We start from the raw sequence: 22983 nt of genomic DNA on the forward strand, positions 1-22983 counted from the left end.
TGAATGATCAAAGGATTTGAAATCCAAAATAGTTATAGAAGATTGATTGGTCTATTTAAAGTCTGAACTGAGTTTAAACCGCGAAGTTCATTGAAAGAAAGGTGATTCTTATGGATTCTTCAAACGAGAAAGACCCGCTTGAAGAGGTTAACGGTAGCGAACTTGGACATAAAGAAATTACACCATTATTCGCAAGATATACAATGCTAACGTTTGCAGGATTAGCTGCTCAGGCTGTGATGGTCGTAATTGAAGGACTAGTTATTGGCCGCGGATTGGGTTCTAACGGTTTAGCAACTGTCGGAATCATCATGCCACTTGAATACTTGATGTTGGCACTGGGCGGTTTCTTTGCAATTGGAACGTCAACATTATGCGCTATGCGTTTGGGTGAAGGAAAGGAGAAAGAAGCACGCCGGATATTTGGTCAAGGAAGTTGGTATAGCATTATTGTTGGGCTAACGGTAGCTATCTTAATTGCAGTTTTTGCTAGCCAAGTTGCAACACTTTTGGGGGCAACACCACAGTTGCACAGTGAGGTGACAACGTTTATTCGGATATTTATGATTGGATATCCATTTTGTATGATTGGTCATGTCACAGTTTATATGGTCCGTGTGGATGAAAGACCTGATATTGCAACTTGGGCGATGTCCTCGTCAGCAATCATTGCCGCACTCTGGTTGTATTTGAGTGTATTTCCACTCCACATAGGATTTGTTGGCGCGGCATTCTATTATGCATTCTCTATTGGAATTTGGGGATTCTTCTTTGTCTATTTTATTTTTAGTAGAAAGTCCAAGTTTCAAATTCATTGGTCGGATTTAAAGATGGATAAAAAAATTATCCTCGCCATCTCTAAGATTGGTTTTCCTTTTATGCTAATTCAAGCATCCAGTACTGTATTCACCATGGTTTTGAATAACTTTCTTGGAAAATATGGGACTCAGATGGATATTGCAGCCTTTTCAGTGATCAATAGCTATATCATTTATATCCTAATGTTAATTACTCAAGCAACGTCAGGTGGTCAACAACCAATTGCCAGTTATAACTATGGTGCAAATTTATTTGGGCGTGTAATTAAGCTAATCAAGGTTAGTTTGATAGCTAATATTGTTGGAATTTATATATTAGCTGGTTTGTGTTTTGTATTCTCTAATCAAATAGTTGCCTTCTTTGTTGGAAGTGGTTCTAGTCTAGTTGGGATGGCCGGCGGATATTCTAAGATTGTTGTATCTTGTGCCGCTTTAGGATTAACAGCCAATTTAATGTCTGGTTACTTTCAGGCTGTCGAGAGAATTTTGGAATCTACGATTTTGGGCGTTTGTCGTTACCTAATTTTTGGAATTCCAGCAATCTTCATCATGGCCCATTGGCTTGGGGTCACAGGTGTTTGGTTCTCACAGCCAGTTTCAGATGTTCTGGCGTTTCTTCTGACAATGTGGTTAACAGTTCGGGAAATAGGACGTCTTAAAAAATTTGAAAAGAAGTCAAATTGAAAGGAAGATGCTGTTATGCGTAGTGCCGATACAATTATTGAAAGTAATGCGATTTTTAATGGTGTTTCAGACAAGTTAATCAATGGTTTTGTTGCCATTAAGGATGATCATATTCAGTATGTTGGGGAGAAAGAGTTTTTGGATCTTTATAAGGGATCTAATACTAAAGTTATTCAAGCACAAGATAAATTAGTCATGCCAGGCTTTAATGATGCACATGTTCATATGTACATGTCGGCCTTATACGCTTCACCGTTGGTTAACGTTAGCTTTGAGGATAAGAGCGCTGCAGAGTGTGTTGCTGGCCTGAAGAAGATGGAAGACCGAATTCCTAAGGATGAATGGTTGATTGGTGCTGGATGGTACTACACGTTGTGGGATGATCCAACGATGCCAACCAAAGCGGACATTGATGCTGTCTACCCAGATCGTCCCGTTGCCATGGTTTCAGCTGATTGCCATACTTTTTGGGTGAACACAAAAGGTTTAGAAAAGTTGGGAATCACTAAAGACTCTGTTGCGCCAGAAGGCGGGAGCTATAACAAGGATGATGATGGTGAATTAACAGGGATTATTGAAGACACTGCCGCATCTGCATTACAACCAAAAATTTATGATTTCGATAATGAAACGGTCGAAGGATTTTATAACAGTTACATGGCTGAAATGAATAAGCTGGGAATTACTTCAATTTGTGATGTTTCAATGATGGCCATTCCAGGTCTCGACTTTATTCGTGATGACGTTTACGAAAAGATGCAAAAGGATAATAAAGTTTCTGTCCGAGTTAATATGTTTCCAACCCTGCGTAAAGATTTGAACAGACCATTGGAGTTGAGAGATAAATTCCAAGGCAATATGGTTCGATGCCAAGGTGTTAAGCAATTCTTTGATGGCGTTTCGTCTACGCATACAGCATATCTTAAAGATGATTATTCAGATGCCTGGTTTAAAGGAGATCATGGTCATCCTTCAATGCCAGTTGAGAAGATGGAAGAATTAGTCTTATGGGCATACAAGAACGACTTAAGTCCACGCGTTCACGCTATTGGTGATCAATCGATTCATAACTTGATTAATTTCTTCGAAGAGGCACAAGAAAAATATGGGGACAAGCCATATTTGCATCCAACGATTGAGCACCTTGAAAATTTCCAGAAAGAGGATATTGCTCGATTAGGTAAATTACGAGTTATTCCATCAGTACAGCCACCTCACTTAATGGTCGATCCTAACGGGATTGAAAAGGATTTGGGTCAAGAACGTATTCAATACATGTGGCCATTCAGAATGATGTTGGATGCTGGTAGTACGTTAGCCTTTGGGACGGATTCTCCAGTTGTTGAGATTAATCCATTTTATGGAATTTATAATGCGGTTACTCGTCAATCAGCATTTACTAAGGAGCCAAAAGGCGGCTGGATCCATAAGGAACGTATTTCACTGTTTGAAGCTTTACGAGCATATACGTATGGTTCTGCCTGCGCAGCAAGCCGTGAAAGCGAATACGGGACGTTAGCTCCCAACAAACTAGCGGATTTGGTTATTTTAGATAAGAATCTGTTTAAGGAAGATAACGATGCTATCTTAGATACAAAAGTAGACTTGACGATGTTAGGTGGGAAAGTTGTATACAAAAAGTAAATTAACAGAGGAGTAATTGACATGACTAAACGTGATTTTATTGACACCAACACTTACACGAAAGACGAAATCCAATACATGATCGAATTGGGGATCAAGATTAAGGAATCCATCAAGAACGGTTACTACCCACCATTGTTAAAGAACAAGACGCTCGGGATGATCTTTGAACAATCCTCAACGCGGACCCGGACTTCTGCCGAAGCTGCCATGACTGAATTAGGTGGTCACGCCCAATACTTAGCACCAGGCCAAATCCAATTGGGTGGTCACGAATCTATTGAAGATACGTCACAAGTTCTGGGCCGCATCCTCGACATCATCGGTGCCCGGGTTGAACGTCACCACACCGTTGCTGAAGTTGGTAAGTTTGCTAAGGTGCCCGTTGTTAACTTCATGAGTGACTACAACCACCCAACGCAAGAACTTGGCGACATCATTACCATGACGGAACACTTACCAAAGGGCAAGAAGCTTAGCGACTGCAAGATTGTCTTTGTTGGTGACGCGACCCAAGTTTGTGTTTCAACCATGTTTATGGCTACCAAGATGGGGATGGACTTCGTACAATTTGGCCCTAAAGGCTTCCAAATCAAGCCTGAAACGCTTGAAATTGGTAAGAAAAACGCTGAAGTTTCTGGCGGTTCTGTCACCATCACGGAAGATGCTGACGAAGCCTTGAAGGATGCCGACTTTATTTACACCGATGTTTGGTACGGTCTGTACGAAGCTGAATTGTCTGAAGAAGACCGGATGAAGATCTTCTACCCTAAGTACCAAGTCAACGCTGACTTAGTAGCTAAGGCCTCCGATCACGTGAAGTTCATGCACTGCCTGCCAGCTACCCGTGGCGAAGAAGTTACCGACGAAGTCATTGACTCCGACTACTCCATCGTTTGGGACGAAGCTGAAAACCGTAAGACGGCTATGCGTGCCATCTTCGTTTACCTGTTGAACCCAGAATTAAAGTACGCTTCTAAGGCTGTTGCCGACAAGTACGATGCAGAATTTGAATTAATGTTACGGAACGCCGTTGACGAACGTAATAATTAATTTTCCACTAAACGAAAAGTAGTGATTGTACATGGATGAATCGGTAAGGGATGAGCCCAATAGGGAGCTAGGCACGAAGCAGATTGGTATGCTTTTCGCAAAGTATGGTACTACCACGCTCATGGGAATGGTGGCCCAGGCAGCAATGGTGATGTTTGAAGGTATTACTATTGGGAATGGACTAGGTGCTGAAGGCTTGGCCACGGTAAGTATTATTATGCCGTTGGAGTTGTTGGATCTTGCTCTAGGCGGTGCTTTGAGCATGGGAATTAGTTCAGCTATTGCAATTAAACTGGGTGAAGGAAATTTAAGACAAGCACAAAAAGTTTTCTCGGACGGTTTTTGGATTTCGGTAATTATAACAGTTATTCTGTCGATGATAATTGGACTCAATGCTGAAGCTGTAGGTAGGTTGCTTGGAGCATCTGCAACATTATTACCCAGTGTTAGGATATTTATTCATATTTTTATGCTAGGATATCCTTTCTGTATGTTAGGTCAAATCCTATGTAGTGTTCTACGTGTGGATGAGAAACCAGGGATTGCAACCGGGGTAATGATTGCGGCATCAATTTTCGCTATGGCTATTCTGTTTTATACAGTGATAATTGCCAAGATGGGGATTAAGGGTGTCGGTATTTACTATGCGTTCTCTATTGGTAGCTGGTCATTTTCGGTTTTTTACTTCTTGTTTAGTTCTACTAGATTGAAAATAAGATTTGATTTTGAGTTTGAATTCAAGGAATTCTTTAAAGCTTTTAAAATTGGGTTACCTTTCTTTATTGTTCAAATTACAAGCTTTGCTTTTACTTGGACAGCCAATGTTCTATTGGCGAGAGTGGGGAATGATGTTGATGTTGCGGCGTTTGGGATTATTAATAGTTATATTTTTTATGATTTGAATTTAATCACAACGGCGCTGACAAATGGGATGCAACCAATAGCGAGCTTTAATTTCGGGGCCCGCTATGAAGGACGATTGAAGCAGCTAGTTAAGGTCAGTACGATAAGTAATTTCAGCATTTTACTTGTAGTAACGCTTGTATTCATCTTGCTTCCTACACAGATCATTGGACTTTTTGTTGGGAATGATCCTGAATTAATTCATGTTGCATCGCGTGGAGCAATGGTTATGATTTCATGTTCTGCGTTTGGATTAACATCTAACCTAATGTCTGGGTACTACCAGGCTGTTAATAAGACAAAAGTTTCAGTATTGTTGGGAGTCTCAAGATTCTTATTTTTGGCAATTCCGCTTATGGTAATTTTCTCCAGTGTCTTTGGCGTCGATGGAATTTGGGCTAGTCAACCTGTAGCTGATTTAATAATTTTTTTAGTGACAGTAGTTGTCATTAGAAAGGAACTTGAGACGAATGTTGAAGTTAGTGATCGCAGAGAAAAATGATTGTTGGAGGGTAGATTATGAAGACTTTAGATAGTACACCGAAAAAAGATGGTTTCCGTATGCCAGGAGAGTTTGAACCACATCAAGGTGTCTATATGTTATGGCCACAGCGACCAGATAATTGGCGAAATGGTGGGAAACCAGCGCAAAAGACATTTGCCAAGGTAGCAGAAACCATTTCTGGATTTGAACACGTGACCGTTGGTGTGAATGATGATCAGTATGCCAATGCAAGACACCTACTAGCAGATGATGTTGAGGTAGTTGAAATTTCAAGTAACGATGCTTGGATGCGTGACTGCGGTGCGACATTTGTTAAGAATGATAGAGGCGGTTTGCGAGCTGTTGATTGGACATTTAACTCATGGGGTGGGCTTGAAGATGGATTGTATTTCCCTTGGGATAAGGATGATCGCGTTGCACAAAAAATGGCGGAACTGGAGCATGTGGATCGGTATCGGTTAAACGATTTTGTTTTGGAGGGAGGATCAATTCACGTTGATGGTGAAGGAACTTTAATCACAACTGAAGAATGTTTGCTTTCTCAAGGACGAAACCCACAACTCTCTAAGGAACAAATTGAAGAAGTGCTTAAACAAAATTTGAATTTAGAGAAAGTTATTTGGTTAAAAAAGGGAATTTACCTTGACGAGACCAATGGGCATGTCGATAACATCGCTAATTTTGTAAAGCCAGGGGTTGTCGCATTAGCATGGACTGATGATAAGACAGATCCACAATATGAAATCTCAAAAGAAAACCTGGATATTTTAGAGCGTGCAGCGGATGCTAAAGGTCGAAAATTAAAAGTGGTTAAACTACCTGTACCCAAACCAGTATTGATTACGCAGGACGAAAGTGAGGGCGTCGATGCAATTGATGGGACGCTCCCAAGAACAAAAGGTGAGCGACTAGCAGCTAGTTACGTCAATTACTATACGGCAAACGGTGGAATTGTATTTCCATTATTTGATGATCCGATGGATAAAGCTGCCAAGAAAATCTTAAGTGAACTATATCCTGATCGAAAAGTAGTGGGTGTTCCGGCGCGTGAAATTCTACTGGGAGGCGGCAATATTCACTGCATTACCCAGCAGATTCCGACAATTTAATAGGTGTTGCAGATAAGACAAAACGATCAAGTTTTGTCTTATCTTAATTTAAAAGTATTTTTGGAGGTAATATCATGGCAAAAAGAGTGGTTGTTGCTTTAGGTGGTAATGCTATTTTATCTAAAGATGCATCAGCGGAGGCACAGCAGAGAGCATTACGTCGGACAGCGAAGTATTTAGTACAATTTGTTAAGCAGGGAGATCAGCTGATTATTTCGCACGGCAATGGGCCACAAGTAGGAAATCTCTTACTTCAGCAATCTGCGGGGAGTACTAGAGAGAATCCAGCTATGCCATTAGATACAGCTGTTGCTATGACGCAAGGCAGCATTGGGTATTGGTTACAGAACGCTCTTGGAAAAGAACTACGGAGTAGTCAAATTGATGTAGAGGTGGCTACCGTGGTTACTCAAGTTGAAGTAGCTAAAGACGATAGGGCTTTTGAGAATCCAACAAAACCAATTGGACCTTTTTACAGTAAAGAGGCTGCTGAGAAACAACAACAGTTGCACCCCGATTATGTTTTTAGTGAAGATGCAGGTCGCGGATATCGCCGGGTTGTTCCATCTCCCAAGCCTATTAATGTGTGTGAAGCTAACGTTATTAGCAAGTTAGTTTCAAACGGTGTTGTACCGATCTCCGTAGGTGGAGGTGGTGTTCCAGTGGTTAGACAGGGTGAGGTATTAGTCGGTAAAGAGGCGGTTATCGACAAGGACTTTGCATCTGAAAAACTTGCAGAACAAGTCGGAGAGGATCTATTAATTATTCTGACAGCAGTAGACGCAGTTTATATAAATTATAATCAGAAAAATCAAATGGCTTTGAAAGATGTTACAATAAATGAATTAGAGAAGTATATTGCTGAAAACCAGTTTGCGAAGGGGAGCATGCTGCCAAAAGTACAGGCCGCTATTGAATTTGTACAACATTCAGATAATGCTAGGGCAGTTATAACAGCTTTGTACAACGTCTCTGGTTTGATGCAAGGTGGGGTAGGAACCATCATTTCAAAGAAATAGAGCGTAGAATATCTATAGCGAGAGGACTTAGCTGAAATGAAAATGAAAACGTTACCATACCGGGATGGTTTTAAAATGGCTGCCGATTTTGATGAGAAACAGGCGGGTTATATGCTCTGGCCTCAGCGACCAGATAATTGGCGCGATGGTGGTAAACCAGCGCAACGGGCGTTCACGCAATTGGCCAGTAAGCTATCAAAGTATCAGCCGATGACAATGCTAGTTAATGAGAATCAATACAAAAATGCACGGTCCATGTTACCGGTCAGCGTTAGGGTAGTTGAGCTTAGCAGTAATGATGCTTTTGTTAAAGACATTGGACCTATTTATCTACAAAGTACTGATGGACAACAAGTACGTGCAGTCGATTTTAATTTTAATGCTTGGGGAGGCTTAGTAGATGGGCTTTATTTCCCTTGGGATAAGGATAATGAGGTTGCTAAGAAACTTTCAGAACTAGATAGTATTAATTATTATGAAAGTACGCTTACCTTGGAAGGGTGTTCAGTTGTAACAGATGGGGACGGGACCCTGTTAACGACGGAAGATGTTATCTTGTCCGAAGGTCGAAATAAGGGATTAACAAAAGAAGTGGCTACTGAACAACTGAAAGAAACTCTTGGGGTTAACAAAATTATTTGGCTAAGTGAAGGCTTTTATTTAGATGAGACAGGTGGTGATATTGATAATATGGTGAGTTTTATTGCCCCTGGCGAAATTGTTTTGTCATGGACGGAAGATAAATCCGATCCTCAATACGTATCAAGTCACAGGGCTTTTGAAGTTTTAAAGCAGGAGACGGATGCGCGGGGAAGGCATTTTAGAATTCATAAATTGCAAATTCCTACACCCCTTTTCTTATCCAAAGAGGAGGCTAATGGGGTTGATCCTATCAATGGCAGATTACCACGGATAGCAGGTCAACGACTGACAGCAACCTATACGAGTTATGTGACGACGAATCGAGCCATTGTTTTGCCAGAATTTGGTGTCGCACAAGATGAAATAGCTTTAGAGCAAATGAAAAAATATTATCCAGACAGAGAAGTTGAAAGTATTCCTGCAAGAGAATTTTTAACGGGTGGTGGTGGATTACACACAGTTGTTTTAAATGTACCTGGTGTCTAACCTGGAGGTAAATGATGAATTTTTTTGAGATTGTTAATTCTCACCTCAGCTCATTAACTAAGAGTGAACAAGCCTTATTTGACTATGTTGTTAAAAACATGGATAAAATAAAAAATCAGAGAATTAGAGAAGTTGCGGGAGAAACTTTTGTTTCGACAGCAACATTCCTACGTTTTGTAAAAAAAATCGGCTTTTCTGGTTTTAGCGAGTTTACGACGGTTATTAAATATACTGTCATAAATAATCAGCATGCAGAAGATAAAGCTATGCCATTTACTGTTCCTCAGAGAGATTATCGCGAAGAATATCTAAAGAACATCATCGAATCTGTCCGAGTTGTATCACAGAGTAAACTTCAGCAAATTGTAGTGAAATTGGCTAAGCACCCCACAATATACTTTTTCTCAAAGGGAGTTAGTAAGTATGCAACAGAGTACATTTATTATTTGTATACTATGGCGGGCTTCTCAGTCATTCTTCCGAAAGACCATGAAATGCGTCGAATTAGCTCTAGGCAAGTGAAGAGTGACGATGTCGTTTTCATTTTAACGTATAGTGGACGAGATGGTGAATTCTTAGAAATGATGAACCAGTTTTCCGATTTTGACCGCAAGCCATTCGTTATTTCAGTTACTGAGCCAGATAATAATACCATCCAAAATTTAAGTGACATTAATCTCTACATATTCACGGATGATATTAAAGTTAATGAAACGGATATTAGTTCTAGAATATCGACAATTGCGCTAATGGAGCTAATCCTGTATCAATATATTGAGAACTACGGGGGTCGAGATTTTAACTTTAGAAAATTGGGCTTGGGATAAAAACAAGGTTGATCCCGCCAAATTGGCAGGGTCAACCTCGTTTTTTTAATTTATTGATGAATGAGGAGCAAGGACACGAGCACGAAGGCCTGAACGACCATCACGCCGAAGACGCCAGTGAACGACTGGCTGTAATGGTGATCGCGGTGCCAGAGATAACCAACCACACTGGCGAGCACCACGAGGCCAACGACAAGTAAAATAATCAGTTTAAGTTTAACGTCAAAATCCGCTGTTAGCATTGCGTCCGCTTCCCTTACGTTGAATAGTTACCGTCATTATACCAGACCTAGCGGCTAATCGCGCGAAATGGTAAGCGCAATGCCCATTCCGCCGCCGATACACATGGAGGCCAGGCCGTGGTGTAGGTCCGTGCGGATTAGTTCGTGTAGAAGCGTGACCACGATGCGGGTACCGGATGCACCCAGGGGATGGCCGAGGGCAATCCCGCCACCATTCACGTTTAGCCGGTCGCTGGGGATGTGTAGGTCCCGGGTGACGGCGACGGACTGGGCAGCGAAGGCTTCATTAACTTCGAAACGATCAATGTCATTCACCGTCAGGCCATCTTTGGCCAAGACGGATTGAATGGCCGTCACGGGAGCGTAACCCATGACGGCTGGGTCAATGCCGGTTTCCTGATAGCTGCCTAAGATTGCCAGGTAGGGGATGCCCGCAGCCAGTGCAGTTGATTTGCGCATCAGTACCATAGCGGCGGCGCCATCGTTTAAGCCGGCGGCGTTGCCAGCCGTGACAGTGCCATCTGCCTTGAAGGAAGGCTTTAGGGCGGCTAATTGATCCGCCGATGTCGTTGTTCGAACGGGTTCGTCCGCTGTAATGGTTTGGTTACCGACCTTGACCGGTACGATTTCCGCGTCAAAGCGGTGGTCGAGCTGAGCTTGCGTTGCGTTCTGTTGGGAACGTAGGGCGAAAGCGTCCTGTTCGGCGCGACTCACGTGGTATTTTTCGGCCACGTTCTCCGCAGTCATGCCCATCGTTTCGCCACCAAAAGCATCGGTCAGGCCGTCATGGGCCAGACTGTCGATTAAACTGGTGTGGCCAAACTTCTGTCCCCACCGAATATTGTTGTTTAAAAATGGCGCGTTACTCATGCTTTCCGTTCCACCGACCAAGACGGCGTCCGCGTCGCCCATCAGGATGGCACTTTGGCCGAGCCGAATCGCTTTGAGACTGGAGCCACAGACCTGATTGATGGTCATCGCTGTGCTGGTGACGGGTAGACCGGCATTCAGTTCAATTTGGCGCGCCACGTTTTGGCCGAGTCCCGCTTGAAGCACCGTGCCAAAGATGGTTTGCTGAATCATGGCGGGGGCAAGACCGCTCCGCTTAACGGCGGCCTGCGCCGCGATGGTTCCCAATTCAACGGCCGAAAGTCCCTGAAGACTCCGCCCAAATTTGCCAATTGGGGTCCGCACCGCACTAACAATCACAACTTCTTCTGCCATGATAACTCTCCTTTTCCGATAGTATCCGAACCTTTAATATAACTGACTTTCCCCGGTTTGTCTTGGATTACGCGCCAAGATGATCGGGGATTTGCATTTTCTTAAGGAATTTCTCTATAATAGTAGGTAATGGACTCAAGATAGGGGAATAAAAGTGATGGAACAATCAGATTCAACTGCCAAATCGTTGACGCCGGCAGAATTCCTGACGCCGCAACGGTTGGCTTCATTATCAGCTAATCAACAAAAATACGCAGCCGCCATTTTAGATGACGTGCTGCGCGTCCGCAAGACGGTCGACATGGCGCAGGGAGACTGGACGCCGCAACAGGTTGCTGCGACGTTAGCGGCCTTGCCAACGATGGTCGACCAACCACACCTGTATTTCGTGGCGGTCGTGCCGGTCTTATCGGCTTACTTTAAGGCCCAAAAGTTGTCCAATCTGAAAGCCTTGGATGCCGCGTTGAAAGCCGCTCGCCCTGATTTGGTCGAAAAGCATGCCGCTGCGGCCGATGAACAGGAAGCCTACGAGGGCGTGGTCGCGCTCGTTGAGCAGTGGGTCCAAGCCATGACGAATCAGCCGGATGTCGCCAATTTATCGGCTACTGACCAGCAAAACTTCATCACTATCGTCCACACAACGGCCGAACTGATGATTACCGGGAAGGGCAAACAGCCTAAGGATTGGGACGTGCAAACGTTAAGTGAAATCATGTTTGGCCCATTCACCCATTTGCTAGACGAAAACGATCGCGTACCCGCACTGTTCAACCTGGTACCCTTTGCTCTGACGACCCTGTTCGCCTACCTAGCCGACCAGCAAGAGTTACCGGCCGCTACGGCGCTACAGGACTGGGTCAGCGAGCACCACACGGCATTAGTGACCATGTACGACCCGAAGTTGGAGAGTTTCTTTGAAGACCTGACCACGGCCATGCAGGCGCAAAATATCGACGCTGACGATGCTAAAGCGGTGGATGCCTTCACCCAAGATTACCTGCGGGCCCACCCAACAACCAGCCGGGAGCTCTTCACGACGGATCGTCAGTTGACGCACAAGAAACACATTAAGCAGATCAAATACAGCCAAAAGAAGCGGCGGAAGCACCGTCGTCGTTAAGCACGTTAATGTTGCTGCTGGGCTAGCGAAACGATTCTAAAACGTGGTGACGGTCGTTCCCGCCGGCAGATTCAAAGTGCCTGGCTATGGGGTCGGTTCCAGCCTGAGAGGCGGTCTTCCACCTCGATTTTGAGCCAAAGTGCGGTCTCAAAAGTCGTCCCGTGGGCTAGGCTGGGGAAATTCATCCCAGCCAAGGCCATCGACACAGCCGGTCACTTTGATCTGCCTCTGGTCACTCACAGCGACTAGAATGGTACCAATTTCACTGATACAGCGACTGATGTGAGCTTAACGCGTTCTGTCTGCCATGAATTTTAAATCGTATACAAAAACGAGCAAGTAGCTCCCTTCAAATTGAAGAGAGTTACTTGCTCGTTTTGCATATTTTAGATTATTGTTCGTCCGCCAAACCAGCAATCACGTCTTCCGCGACAACGGGGTCGGACGCGTAAGGCGTGTCCACACCGTTGATCTTTTGGTAGGCGTCCTCACCCTTACCGGCCAGCACGACTAAATCGTCGTTGGTGGCACTGGTAATGGCGTGTTGAATGGCGTCTTCCCGTTGCGGAATGATGCTAGTCTTGACCTTATCGTGGTCAATCTGGCTGTCGATTTCCTTGGCGATGGCGATGGGGTCCTCGTGACCCGGATCATCTGTCGTCAGGAAGGCCGTGTCAGCGTAATCGTTGAGCGCCTTGGCAAAGCCCTCGCGGCGGTCCTCACCCTTGTCACCCGTACTCCCAAGAACGGCAGTAATGTGGTGGTCAGGGAACTGCGTGTGCAAGAAGCTCAGCAGGGCATTCATGCTGCCCCAATCATGGGCGTAATCAATGTAGATGGTCCCATGATGTTTGGTCGTAATCGACTCCATCCGGCCTGGAATGGTCGTATGCGCCAACCCGTACTGCAGGTCGCTGACCGCGGCGCCGGCCAAATGACTCGCCAGAATGGCGGCCGTGGCGTTGCTTTGGTTGAAGTCACCCGGCACGGACACATGATACGTCGTGGCCAAGGCCTGTAGCTGGTCGGCACCGTGGACCGTCAAGCCAAATTCGCTATCGGTCAGTGTTGCCGTGCTACTGGTGATGGACAACGTGGCGTCCGGCTGGTTAAAGCCGTACGTGAAGATGTGCTCGGGCGCCGTGGAGACCTTAGCGGCCGCGTAAACCTCATCAAAATGATCCATGTCCGCGTCAATAATACAATTGCGCGAGTTGATCATCAGCTGCATTTTGCAGAAGAGGTAGTTCGCGAAGTTCGGGTGCTCGTTGACCCCGATGTGGTCGGGCGAAATGTTCAGGAAGATACCGACGTCAAACGTCAGTCCGTACACACGGTCCAGCAGGTAAGCCTGGGAGGCCACCTCCATCACCAGCACCTTGTCACCGTTGTCGACCGCTTGCCGCATTTCATGGAAGAGGTCAAATGACTCTGCCGTGGTTAAATGCGCTTTGAACTGGTCTTCCGGCTTGGGGCCGATGATGTGGTTGATGGTCGAGAACATGGCAACCCGTTGTGGAAATGCGTGGCTCAGGATGTTCGTGGTCAGGTACGTCGAGGTCGTTTTCCCCTTGGTCCCGGTATAGCCAATGACGAAGAGGTCATTTTGCGGGAAGCCAAAGTAGAGTTGGGCGGCCAAGGACAGGGCCTTGCGCACGTCGTTGACCAAGATGACTGGCACGTCAACGTGGTAATCCTTTTCGGCTAAGTAACAGGTTGCCCCGTTAGCAATCGCCGACTGTAAATAGTCCACTGAGAAATTGAAGCCTTTGCAGACGAAGAGGCCGTTGGCGCTGGCCTTGCGAGAATCATACGCTAAGGATGCAAAGTCGACGTCGTCTGATGGTAGCGTGGTGCTCAGAAACAGGTTATGCTCCTGGAGCAACGCAATCAGCTGGTTTGCTCTCATTCAATTGCCTCTTTTCGTGGTTAATCGTTAGGCCGCATGGTAGGGAACAGCATCACGTCGCGGATAGAAGCTGCGTCAGTTAAGAGCATCGTCATCCGGTCAATCCCGATACCCAGACCACCAGTAGGCGGCATACCGTATTCCATGGCTTCGATGTAATCATTGTCGATCCCATGGGCTTCTTCGTTACCAGCTGCACGTTCGGCGTCTTGGGCTTCGAATCGTTGCTTCTGGTCGATGGGGTCGTTTAATTCAGTAAAGGCGTTCCCGTATTCGTTTCCGTCGATGTAAAGTTCGAACCGGTCGGTGAAACGAGGGTCCTTCGGGTTCTTCTTAGCCAGTGGTGAGATTTCAACCGGGTGGCCGTAAATGAAGGTGGGGTTAACCAAGTTGTCTTGAACCTTTTCTTCGAAGAAGGCGTTGATGATGTGACCGACCTTCCAGTAAGGTTCGCAGTGAATGCCGTTTTCTTCAGCTAACTTCTTAGCGTCGTCGTCAGACATTGGTTGCCAGAAGTCGATACCAGTGGCGTCCTTAACGGCATCAACCATGTGAACCCGCTTGAAGTCGGAGTCCAGGTCGATGTCCTTACCTTGGTAAGAAACTTTTCCGGAGCCGTTAACCTTGTTGGCCACGAAACGGAAGATGTTTTCCGTCAAGTCCATGACGTCCGTGTAGTCTGCGTAAGCCGTATAGACTTCAACCATGTTGAATTCAGGGTTATGCCGTAAGTCGGTCCCTTCGTTCCGGAAGTCCTTGCCCAGTTCGTAAACTTTTTCCATCCCACCAACGATCAGGCGCTTCAGGTAAAGTTCCGTGGCGATCCGCAGGTACAAAGGAATGTCAAAGGCGTTGGAGTGGGTGACAAATGGCCGTGCTTCGGCCCCACCGGCTTCCGTTTGGAGAACGGGGGTGTCCACTTCCAGGTAGCCTTCGCTATCTAAGTATTCGCGAATAGCTTTCTTGATTTGGGTGACCTTGATGAACCGGTCAAAGCTATCTTGGTTGGCGATTAAGTCCAGGTACCGTTGACGGTAGATGGTTTCAGGGTTCGTCAGACCATGGTACTTGTCTGGTAATGGCCGTAAAGCCTTAGATAAGAATTCAAAATCAGTGAAGCGGAGCGTCAAAGCGCCAGTGTTCGTCTTGATGACGTAACCCTTGGCACCAATGAAGTCCCCTAAGTCTAACGTCTTGTAAAGAGCGTACTTGTCTTCGCCCAGTTCATCTTGACGCGCGTAACCTTGGACCACACCAGTTCTGTCGAGCAAATCGATAAAGCCGGCCTTGCCGCTGCCACGCTTACCGGTAATCCGACCCGCAACAGCAACATAATGTTTGTCTTCCATCAGCTCTTCTTTATCATACTTATCGTATTTTTCAGTGAGCGACTTGCTGTCGTCAGTTCTATCGAAGCGGTGACCGAAAGGCGCGATGCCCTGTTCTTGTAAATTATCCATTTTATCCCGACGAACCTGCATCTGATCATTCAGATCGGCCGGTGCGGCATTTTTATTATTTTTGCTGTTACCCATGTTGTGTCCTCCTATTAAGTATTGATTCAAAGTGTCATGAATCCAAACCTCCCTTAAATTTAGTTGATTTTCGCCCAATAAGCAAGCCATAATGGGGGATTAGCTGAATGAAGACGCTTACAAAATGGTGCCACAGGATTTTTCCGAAATAGTTCGCTAATGCGGGACGCGAGGGACCCGGCAATCGGGGGAGAGTGGTTCAGGCAATTTTGCCAATCCGGTCAAAGAGCTGCAGAGATTTCGGGAACCCCCTTTCGAGTGGTTGGGTAAACATGATAGACTTAGCACATTCACGTTTAAAAAGGGGGTCAAGTATCAGTCATGTTAAGATTAATGCGCAAAATGTGGCCGTTGTTACTGCTCGGATTTTTGGTGAACACGGCCTATAGTGTGATGTGGCCGTTAACCACCATCTACCTGCACGGTGACCTCCACTTAAATCTGGTTCAAAGCGGCTTGATCCTGGCGGCTTACTCCGGTTGTAATGTTCTGGGGGGGTACCTCGGTGGTGTGTTGACGGATCACTACTCGGCAAGAACAGTCGGGGTAGGGATGCTGGTCGGCTTGATCATCGATGCGGTGATTGGCTTCTTCTGGAACGGCATCATCGCCTATCCGATTGTATTAGTGGTCTTTGGCCTATTGACCGGGGGCATGCTAACCCTGATTACGGCGATGACCGCCCAACTCAGCCATCTCGACGGTCGGTTATTCAATCTGCTCTACATTTTTATCAATGTCGGCCTGGTAGTGGGGACAGCTAGTATTGGGGTTCTCTACCATAATAGTTTGAAGCCCATCTTTGGCCTGCTGCTAAGTTGCTACGTGCTTGCGGCCATTCTCTGGAGTTGGCGGGCAGGAAGTTTCGAAAGGCAGTCTGCCGGTCAGACGCCGCGGCAAGCAACACCGAGTGCGACCGCTCACCCAACCACGGGTGGCCGCTTATCACGAATGAGTCTCGTCATCATTCTCCTGAGTCTGGTGTTTATGTGGATTACCTATGCCCAGTGGATGAGTAACGTGTCGGTCTACATTCAAAATGAGGGCTTGGGAATCAAATTGTATAGCACGCTCTGGGTGTACAATGGTGTGCTCCTAATTGTCGTGCAAGCTTTGATGGCAAAAGTCAGTCATAGCAAGGTGTTGCCTTGGCAAATTCTGGGTGGTTTAGTGGCAATTGGCAGTTCTTTTCTTCTATTAACTAGTGAATCTGGTGTGGTGGTGCTATTTGCAGCAATGACCCTCCTAACGATAGGGGAGGCTGTGTATGTTCCGGGAGTCCCCGCGCTGATCAATTTATATACGGTGGGGAACGAAGGTAAGTATCAAGGACTCGTCAATGCGTTTTCTTCATTAGGTAAAGCGTTAGGCCCAGTGCTAGGTGGTGTGGTCATTGCCCATTTGGGGTCGTTTCACTTACTTTTTTGGTTCTGTGCCATCGTTGATGCGGTGATTGCGTTGGGCTTTTTAGTCGGCGTGGTCCCGGCGCTCAAACGTCAGTCATAATTGATGCGAACTATCACCAGGCGTTCCCTGGTAAAACGACCGATTAACTCGGTCGTTTTTTGTTGTTTTCACGACAACCATTCGGCTTTGAAAATTATTTTCATTTTTCGCCTATTTTAGTTGACGGGGCGGGCTGTGGTTGGTATAGTTATATACGTTGTCACGGCGATTAACCAACTAGACCAATTCGAAAGATTGAAAATAGTTGTTGACAAGCATGACGACAAAATGATATATTAATTAAGTTGCTTCGTTGGAAGTAGCCATCAACGAGAAACGTTGTTAAATCAAACTTCTTGTTGACATCAAATCAGTTAAATGATATGATGATTAAGTTGTCTGCGAGAGCAGATAACTGGTAGACCTTTGAAAACTGAACATTGTTTCGACAAACCAAATATGTGTAGGGCGGTTTGATACTTGGTATCAAACCCAAACAATATTTGCGAAGTCAATTCGCTTTTATAACAAATAAAGTAACAACAATCGATGAGCTATTCAAGCATCATCTTTAAGATGAGAGTTTGATCCTGGCTCAGGACGAACGCTGGCGGCATGCCTAATACATGCAAGTCGAACGAGCTTCCGTTGAATGACGTGCTTGCACTGATTTTAACATTGAAGCGAGTGGCGAACTGGTGAGTAACACGTGGGAAATCTGCCCAGAAGCAGGGGATAACACTTGGAAACAGGTGCTAATACCGTATAACAACAAGAACCGCATGGTTCTTGTTTGAAAGGTGGCTTCGGCTATCACTTCTGGATGATCCCGCGGCGTATTAGTTAGTTGGTGAGGTAAAGGCCCACCAAGACAATGATACGTAGCCGACCTGAGAGGGTAATCGGCCACATTGGGACTGAGACACGGCCCAAACTCCTACGGGAGGCAGCAGTAGGGAATCTTCCACAATGGACGAAAGTCTGATGGAGCAATGCCGCGTGAGTGAAGAAGGGTTTCGGCTCGTAAAACTCTGTTGTTAAAGAAGAACACTTCTGAGAGTAACTGTTCAGAAGTTGACGGTATTTAACCAGAAAGCCACGGCTAACTACGTGCCAGCAGCCGCGGTAATACGTAGGTGGCAAGCGTTGTCCGGATTTATTGGGCGTAAAGCGAGCGCAGGCGGTTTCTTAAGTCTGATGTGAAAGCCTTCGGCTTAACCGGAGAAGTGCATCGGAAACTGGGTAACTTGAGTGCAGAAGAGGACAGTGGAACTCCATGTGTAGCGGTGGAATGCGTAGATATATGGAAGAACACCAGTGGCGAAGGCGGCTGTCTAGTCTGTAACTGACGCTGAGGCTCGAAAGCATGGGTAGCGAACAGGATTAGATACCCTGGTAGTCCATGCCGTAAACGATGAGTGCTAGGTGTTGGAGGGTTTCCGCCCTTCAGTGCCGCAGCTAACGCATTAAGCACTCCGCCTGGGGAGTACGACCGCAAGGTTGAAACTCAAAGGAATTGACGGGGGCCCGCACAAGCGGTGGAGCATGTGGTTTAATTCGAAGCTACGCGAAGAACCTTACCAGGTCTTGACATACTATGCAAATCCTAGAGATAGGACGTTCCCTTCGGGGACATGGATACAGGTGGTGCATGGTTGTCGTCAGCTCGTGTCGTGAGATGTTGGGTTAAGTCCCGCAACGAGCGCAACCCTTATTATCAGTTGCCAGCATTAAGTTGGGCACTCTGGTGAGACTGCCGGTGACAAACCGGAGGAAGGTGGGGATGACGTCAAATCATCATGCCCCTTATGACCTGGGCTACACACGTGCTACAATGGACGGTACAACGAGTTGCGAAGTCGTGAGGCTAAGCTAATCTCTTAAAGCCGTTCTCAGTTCGGATTGTAGGCTGCAACTCGCCTACATGAAGTTGGAATCGCTAGTAATCGCGGATCAGCATGCCGCGGTGAATACGTTCCCGGGCCTTGTACACACCGCCCGTCACACCATGAGAGTTTGTAACACCCAAAGCCGGTGAGATAACCTTCGGGAGTCAGCCGTCTAAGGTGGGACAGATGATTAGGGTGAAGTCGTAACAAGGTAGCCGTAGGAGAACCTGCGGCTGGATCACCTCCTTTCTAAGGAATATACGGAGGCTACACATACTTTGTCGAAACAATGGTCAGTTTTGAGGGGCTTACCTCTCTAACTTGTTCTTTGAAAACTAGATATTATCAAATATTTTCTAATAATTATTTTTATTAATAATTAAACCGAGAACACTGCGAATTTTTTTGAGTTTTTAATTAGTTTTTATCGCTAATACTCAATTAATCAACGATTACGAAGTAATCGTTAGGTTAAGTTATGAAGGGCGCATGGTGGATGCCTTGGTACTAGGAGCCGATGAAGGACGGGACTAACACCGATATGCTTCGGGGAGCTGTACGTAAGCTTTGATCCGGAGATTTCCGAATGGGGAAACCCAGTAGTTTTAACCGACTATTACAATTCAGGGAATACATACTTGAATTGAGGCAGACGTGGGGAACTGAAACATCTAAGTACCCACAGGAATAGAAAGAAAAATCGATTCCCTAAGTAGCGGCGAGCGAACGGGGAATAGCCCAAACCAACAAGCTTGCTTGTTGGGGTTGTAGGACTGAACATTTGAGTTACCAAAGTCAATGATAATCGAAACGTCTGGGAAGGCGTGGCATAGCGGGTGATACCCCCGTAGATGAAATCGTTGGCCCTCAGTTCAGGATCCTGAGTACGGCCACACACGTGAAACGTGGTCGGAAACCGGGAGGACCATCTCCCAAGGCTAAATACTCCCTAGTGACCGATAGTGAACCAGTACCGTGAGGGAAAGGTGAAAAGCACCGCGGAAGCGGAGTGAAATAGTTCCTGAAACCATGTGCCTACAATTAGTTAGAGCCCGTTAATGGGTGATAGCGTGCCTTTTGTAGAATGAACCGGCGAGTTACGTTAATTTGCAAGGTTAAGGTGTAAAGACCGGAGCCGTAGCGAAAGCGAGTCTGAAACGGGCGTTTCAGTAAATTGATGTAGACCCGAAACCAGGTGACCTATCCATGTCCAGGTTGAAGGTGCGGTAAAGCGCACTGGAGGACCGAACCCGTGTATGTTGAAAAATGCTGGGATGAGGTGTGGATAGCGGTGAAATTCCAAACGAACTTGGAGATAGCTGGTTCTCTCCGAAATAGCTTTAGGGTTAGCCTCGGAATTAAGAATCGTGGAGGTAGAGCCACTGTTTGGACTAGGGGCCCGTCATGGGTTACTGAATTCAGATAAACTCCGAATGCCACTGATTTATATCCGGGAGTCAGACGATGAGTGATAAGATCCACCGTCGAAAGGGGAACAGCCCAGACCATCAATTAAGGTCCCTAAATACATGCTGAGTGGAAAAGGATGTGGAGTTGCATAGACAGCTAGGATGTTGGCTCAGAAGCAGCCACCATTTAAAGAGTGCGTAATAGCTCACTAGCCGAGTGATCCTGCGCCGAAAATTTACCGGGGCTAAGCATGTTACCGAAATTATGGATGTGACCATTAGGTCACGTGATAGGAGAGCGTTCTAAGGGCAACGAAGCTAGATCGTAAGGACTAGTGGAGCGCTTAGAAGTGAGAATGCCGGTATGAGTAGCGAAAGATCAGTGAGAATCTGATCCACCGAATGACTAAGGTTTCCTGGGGAAGGCTCGTCCTCCCAGGGTTAGTCGGGACCTAAGCCGAGGCTGAGAAGCGTAGGCGATGGATAACAGGTTGATATTCCTGTACTAGTTAATTATGTTTGAACGATGGAGGGACGCAGCAGGCTATGGTATGCGCACGATTGGAAATGTGCGTTCAAGCGTCAAGTCTGGTGATGAGTTAAATGCTTATTGCTAAGGACAAGGCGTTACGAGGACCGAATTTTAGTAGGGAAGTGCCAGATGTCACACTGCCGAGAAAAGCTTCTAGTTAGTAATTAATTACCCGTACCGCAAACCGACACAGGTAGTCGAGGAGAGTATCCTAAGGTGAGCGAGTGAACTCTTGTTAAGGAACTCGGCAAAATGACCCCGTAACTTCGGGAGAAGGGGTGCTACACGCAAGTGTAGCCGCAGTGAAAAGGCCCAGGCGACTGTTTATCAAAAACACAGGTTTCTGCAAAATCGTAAGATGACGTATAGGGGCTGACGCCTGCCCGGTGCTGGAAGGTTAAGTGGATGAGTTAGCTTCGGCGAAGCCCAGAAATGAAGCCCCAGTAAACGGCGGCCGTAACTATAACGGTCCTAAGGTAGCGAAATTCCTTGTCGGGTAAGTTCCGACCCGCACGAAAGGCGTAACGATCTGGGCACTGTCTCAACAAGAGACTCGGTGAAATTATATTACCTGTGAAGATGCAGGTTACCCGCGACAGGACGGAAAGACCCCATGGAGCTTTACTGTAGCTTGATATTGGGTGTTGACACAGCTTGTACAGGATAGGTCGGAGCCGTAGAACTCGGAACGCTAGTTTCGAGTGAGGCGCTGGTGGGATACGACCCTCGCTGTGTGAACACTCTAACCCGCACCACTTATCGTGGTGGGAGACAGTGTCAGGTAGGCAGTTTGACTGGGGCGGTCGCCTCCTAAAAAGTAACGGAGGCGCCCAAAGGTTCTCTCAGAATGGTTGGAAATCATTCATTGAGTGTAAAGGCAGAAGAGAGCTTGACTGCGAGACAGACAGGTCGAGCAGGGACGAAAGTCGGGCTTAGTGATCCGGTGGTACCGTATGGAAGGGCCATCGCTCAACGGATAAAAGCTACCCTGGGGATAACAGGCTTATCTCCCCCAAGAGTCCACATCGACGGGGAGGTTTGGCACCTCGATGTCGGCTCATCGCATCCTGGGGCTGTAGTCGGTCCCAAGGGTTGGGCTGTTCGCCCATTAAAGCGGTACGCGAGCTGGGTTCAGAACGTCGTGAGACAGTTCGGTCCCTATCCGTCGCGGGCGTAGGAAATTTGAGAGGAGCTGTCCTTAGTACGAGAGGACCGGGATGGACATACCTCTGGTGTACCAGTTGTGCCGCCAGGCGCATCGCTGGGTAGCTATGTATGGATGAGATAAACGCTGAAAGCATCTAAGTGTGAAACTCGCCTCAAGATGAGATTTCCCATTCCTATATGGAAGTAAGACCCCTGAGAGATGATCAGGTAGATAGGCTGGAAGTGGCAGCGTTGTGAGACGTGAAGCGGACCAGTACTAATCGGTCGAGGACTTAACCAAGTTGAAAAACGTGGTGTTCTCATAGAAAATAATTTGATGATATCTAGTTTTGAGGGAATAAGTTCTCTTATAGTGTGGTGGCGATAGCCTAAAGGATACACCCGTTCCCATGCCGAACACGGAAGTTAAGCTTTAGCACGCCGATAGTAGTTGGGGGATCGCCCCCTGCGAGGATAGGACGTTGCCACGCAAACGTATGGAACCCAGTGATGGGTTCCTTTTTTTGTGCAGAAATTTAAAAGAGGACTGGCGCATGACCGCAGCAGAAGTAAGACGGGCACCCCGGTCGCGTCAGAAACAAAATGGACGTGTAGATTTGGACGATTTTCTGAAGCTACGGGGCATGTCTTCCATCTATGATTAAGGAACACGTGCAACCGAATCAAAACCGCAGTACGTCATGGACGGTACCTTGAGTTGACGGAACGCTTTCGGATTCTATAGCGTTTGGATTGTGGACGTTCCAGTTCTGATAGTGATGCGCGGCTAAATCGGCGTCCATTTCAAATGGTCGATATCGAACACATTACCGTCAAAAAC

Annotated in this window: 14 protein-coding genes and 3 rRNA genes; 13 read left to right on the forward strand and 4 right to left on the reverse strand. The window is 46.4% G+C overall.

What is annotated here, in order from left to right:
- Positions 1-110 precede the first annotated feature (110 nt).
- The 8 genes from ACEPST_RS05930 to ACEPST_RS05965 all read left to right on the forward strand — a co-directional run bounded on the left by ACEPST_RS05930 (position 111) and on the right by ACEPST_RS05965 (position 9690).
- Positions 111-1502, forward strand: a complete 1392-nt coding sequence (locus ACEPST_RS05930; RefSeq protein WP_395390572.1) for an MATE family efflux transporter — start codon at positions 111-113, stop codon at positions 1500-1502.
- Between the two features lie 15 nt (positions 1503-1517).
- Positions 1518-3146: an amidohydrolase gene (locus ACEPST_RS05935; RefSeq protein ID WP_204122285.1), complete on the forward strand. Its 1629-nt coding sequence runs from the start codon at positions 1518-1520 to the stop codon at positions 3144-3146.
- 21 nt (positions 3147-3167) lie between these two features.
- Positions 3168-4199, forward strand: coding sequence for a putrescine carbamoyltransferase (gene ptcA / locus ACEPST_RS05940; protein ID WP_204122284.1), 1032 nt, complete (start codon positions 3168-3170; stop codon positions 4197-4199).
- Positions 4200-4230: 31 nt separating this feature from the next.
- A complete protein-coding gene (locus ACEPST_RS05945) occupies positions 4231-5604 on the forward strand; it encodes an MATE family efflux transporter (protein WP_204122283.1) in 1374 nt (457 codons plus the stop codon).
- A 17-nt stretch (positions 5605-5621) separates the two neighbouring features.
- Positions 5622-6716 (forward strand): agmatine deiminase, encoded by a 1095-nt coding sequence (gene aguA, locus ACEPST_RS05950; protein WP_204122282.1) that lies wholly within the window; start codon positions 5622-5624, stop codon positions 6714-6716.
- 74 nt (positions 6717-6790) lie between these two features.
- Positions 6791-7735: a carbamate kinase gene (gene arcC, locus ACEPST_RS05955; RefSeq protein ID WP_395390573.1), complete on the forward strand. Its 945-nt coding sequence runs from the start codon at positions 6791-6793 to the stop codon at positions 7733-7735.
- Between the two features lie 36 nt (positions 7736-7771).
- The gene (gene aguA / locus ACEPST_RS05960; protein ID WP_204122280.1) at positions 7772-8863 is read left to right on the forward strand and encodes an agmatine deiminase; all 1092 of its coding nucleotides are present in this window, start codon (positions 7772-7774) and stop codon (positions 8861-8863) included.
- 14 nt (positions 8864-8877) lie between these two features.
- A complete protein-coding gene (locus ACEPST_RS05965) occupies positions 8878-9690 on the forward strand; it encodes a MurR/RpiR family transcriptional regulator (protein ID WP_204122279.1) in 813 nt (270 codons plus the stop codon).
- Positions 9691-9740: 50 nt separating this feature from the next.
- Here the strand turns inward: ACEPST_RS05965 and ACEPST_RS05970 are convergent, their stop codons facing one another.
- On the reverse strand, positions 9741-9932 hold the full coding sequence (locus ACEPST_RS05970; RefSeq protein WP_125764825.1) for a hypothetical protein: 192 nt from the start codon (positions 9930-9932) through the stop codon (positions 9741-9743).
- Between the two features lie 54 nt (positions 9933-9986).
- On the reverse strand, positions 9987-11156 hold the full coding sequence (locus ACEPST_RS05975; protein ID WP_204122278.1) for an acetyl-CoA C-acetyltransferase: 1170 nt from the start codon (positions 11154-11156) through the stop codon (positions 9987-9989).
- A 157-nt stretch (positions 11157-11313) separates the two neighbouring features.
- Between ACEPST_RS05975 and ACEPST_RS05980 the strand changes: the two genes are divergently transcribed.
- Complete coding sequence (locus ACEPST_RS05980) at positions 11314-12276, forward strand: hypothetical protein (protein WP_395390574.1); 963 nt, start codon at positions 11314-11316, stop codon at positions 12274-12276.
- Positions 12277-12667: 391 nt separating this feature from the next.
- Here ACEPST_RS05980 and ACEPST_RS05985 read toward each other — a convergent pair whose 3' ends face one another.
- Positions 12668-14185, reverse strand: coding sequence for a UDP-N-acetylmuramoyl-L-alanyl-D-glutamate--2,6-diaminopimelate ligase (locus tag ACEPST_RS05985; protein ID WP_204122276.1), 1518 nt, complete (start codon positions 14183-14185; stop codon positions 12668-12670).
- Positions 14186-14205: 20 nt separating this feature from the next.
- On the reverse strand, positions 14206-15720 hold the full coding sequence (gene lysS, locus ACEPST_RS05990) for a lysine--tRNA ligase (RefSeq protein ID WP_203647028.1): 1515 nt from the start codon (positions 15718-15720) through the stop codon (positions 14206-14208).
- A gap of 321 nt (positions 15721-16041) precedes the next feature.
- Between lysS and ACEPST_RS05995 the strand changes: the two genes are divergently transcribed.
- The 4 genes from ACEPST_RS05995 (at position 16042) to rrf (ending at position 22633) form a co-directional block, all read left to right on the forward strand.
- Positions 16042-17226 (forward strand): MFS transporter, encoded by a 1185-nt coding sequence (locus ACEPST_RS05995; protein WP_204122275.1) that lies wholly within the window; start codon positions 16042-16044, stop codon positions 17224-17226.
- A 512-nt stretch (positions 17227-17738) separates the two neighbouring features.
- A 16S ribosomal RNA gene (locus ACEPST_RS06000) occupies positions 17739-19304 on the forward strand.
- A 220-nt stretch (positions 19305-19524) separates the two neighbouring features.
- A 23S ribosomal RNA gene (locus ACEPST_RS06005) occupies positions 19525-22443 on the forward strand.
- Positions 22444-22516: 73 nt separating this feature from the next.
- Positions 22517-22633 (forward strand): 5S ribosomal RNA (gene rrf / locus ACEPST_RS06010).
- Together the 16S, 23S and 5S rRNA genes form the textbook arrangement of a ribosomal RNA operon.
- Positions 22634-22983 lie beyond the last annotated feature (350 nt).

Origin of the sequence: Levilactobacillus sp. FUA 3915 (assembly GCF_044053135.1) — a bacterium.
GTDB lineage: Bacteria > Bacillota > Bacilli > Lactobacillales > Lactobacillaceae > Levilactobacillus > Levilactobacillus lanxiensis.

Bases quoted from the DNA above. Each gene is read 5' to 3' on its own strand.
- ACEPST_RS05930 (WP_395390572.1), top strand. From the start codon at position 111: ATGGATTCTTCAAACGAGAAAGACCCGCTTGAAGAGGTTAACGGTAGC.
- ACEPST_RS05935 (WP_204122285.1), top strand. From the start codon at position 1,518: ATGCGTAGTGCCGATACAATTATTGAAAGTAATGCGATTTTTAATGGT.
- ptcA (WP_204122284.1), top strand. From the start codon at position 3,168: ATGACTAAACGTGATTTTATTGACACCAACACTTACACGAAAGACGAA.
- ACEPST_RS05945 (WP_204122283.1), top strand. From the start codon at position 4,231: ATGGATGAATCGGTAAGGGATGAGCCCAATAGGGAGCTAGGCACGAAG.
- aguA (WP_204122282.1), top strand. From the start codon at position 5,622: ATGAAGACTTTAGATAGTACACCGAAAAAAGATGGTTTCCGTATGCCA.
- arcC (WP_395390573.1), top strand. From the start codon at position 6,791: ATGGCAAAAAGAGTGGTTGTTGCTTTAGGTGGTAATGCTATTTTATCT.
- aguA (WP_204122280.1), top strand. From the start codon at position 7,772: ATGAAAATGAAAACGTTACCATACCGGGATGGTTTTAAAATGGCTGCC.
- ACEPST_RS05965 (WP_204122279.1), top strand. From the start codon at position 8,878: ATGAATTTTTTTGAGATTGTTAATTCTCACCTCAGCTCATTAACTAAG.
- ACEPST_RS05970 (WP_125764825.1), bottom strand. From the start codon at position 9,932: ATGCTAACAGCGGATTTTGACGTTAAACTTAAACTGATTATTTTACTT.
- ACEPST_RS05975 (WP_204122278.1), bottom strand. From the start codon at position 11,156: ATGGCAGAAGAAGTTGTGATTGTTAGTGCGGTGCGGACCCCAATTGGC.
- ACEPST_RS05980 (WP_395390574.1), top strand. From the start codon at position 11,314: ATGGAACAATCAGATTCAACTGCCAAATCGTTGACGCCGGCAGAATTC.
- ACEPST_RS05985 (WP_204122276.1), bottom strand. From the start codon at position 14,185: ATGAGAGCAAACCAGCTGATTGCGTTGCTCCAGGAGCATAACCTGTTT.
- lysS (WP_203647028.1), bottom strand. From the start codon at position 15,720: ATGGGTAACAGCAAAAATAATAAAAATGCCGCACCGGCCGATCTGAAT.
- ACEPST_RS05995 (WP_204122275.1), top strand. From the start codon at position 16,042: ATGTTAAGATTAATGCGCAAAATGTGGCCGTTGTTACTGCTCGGATTT.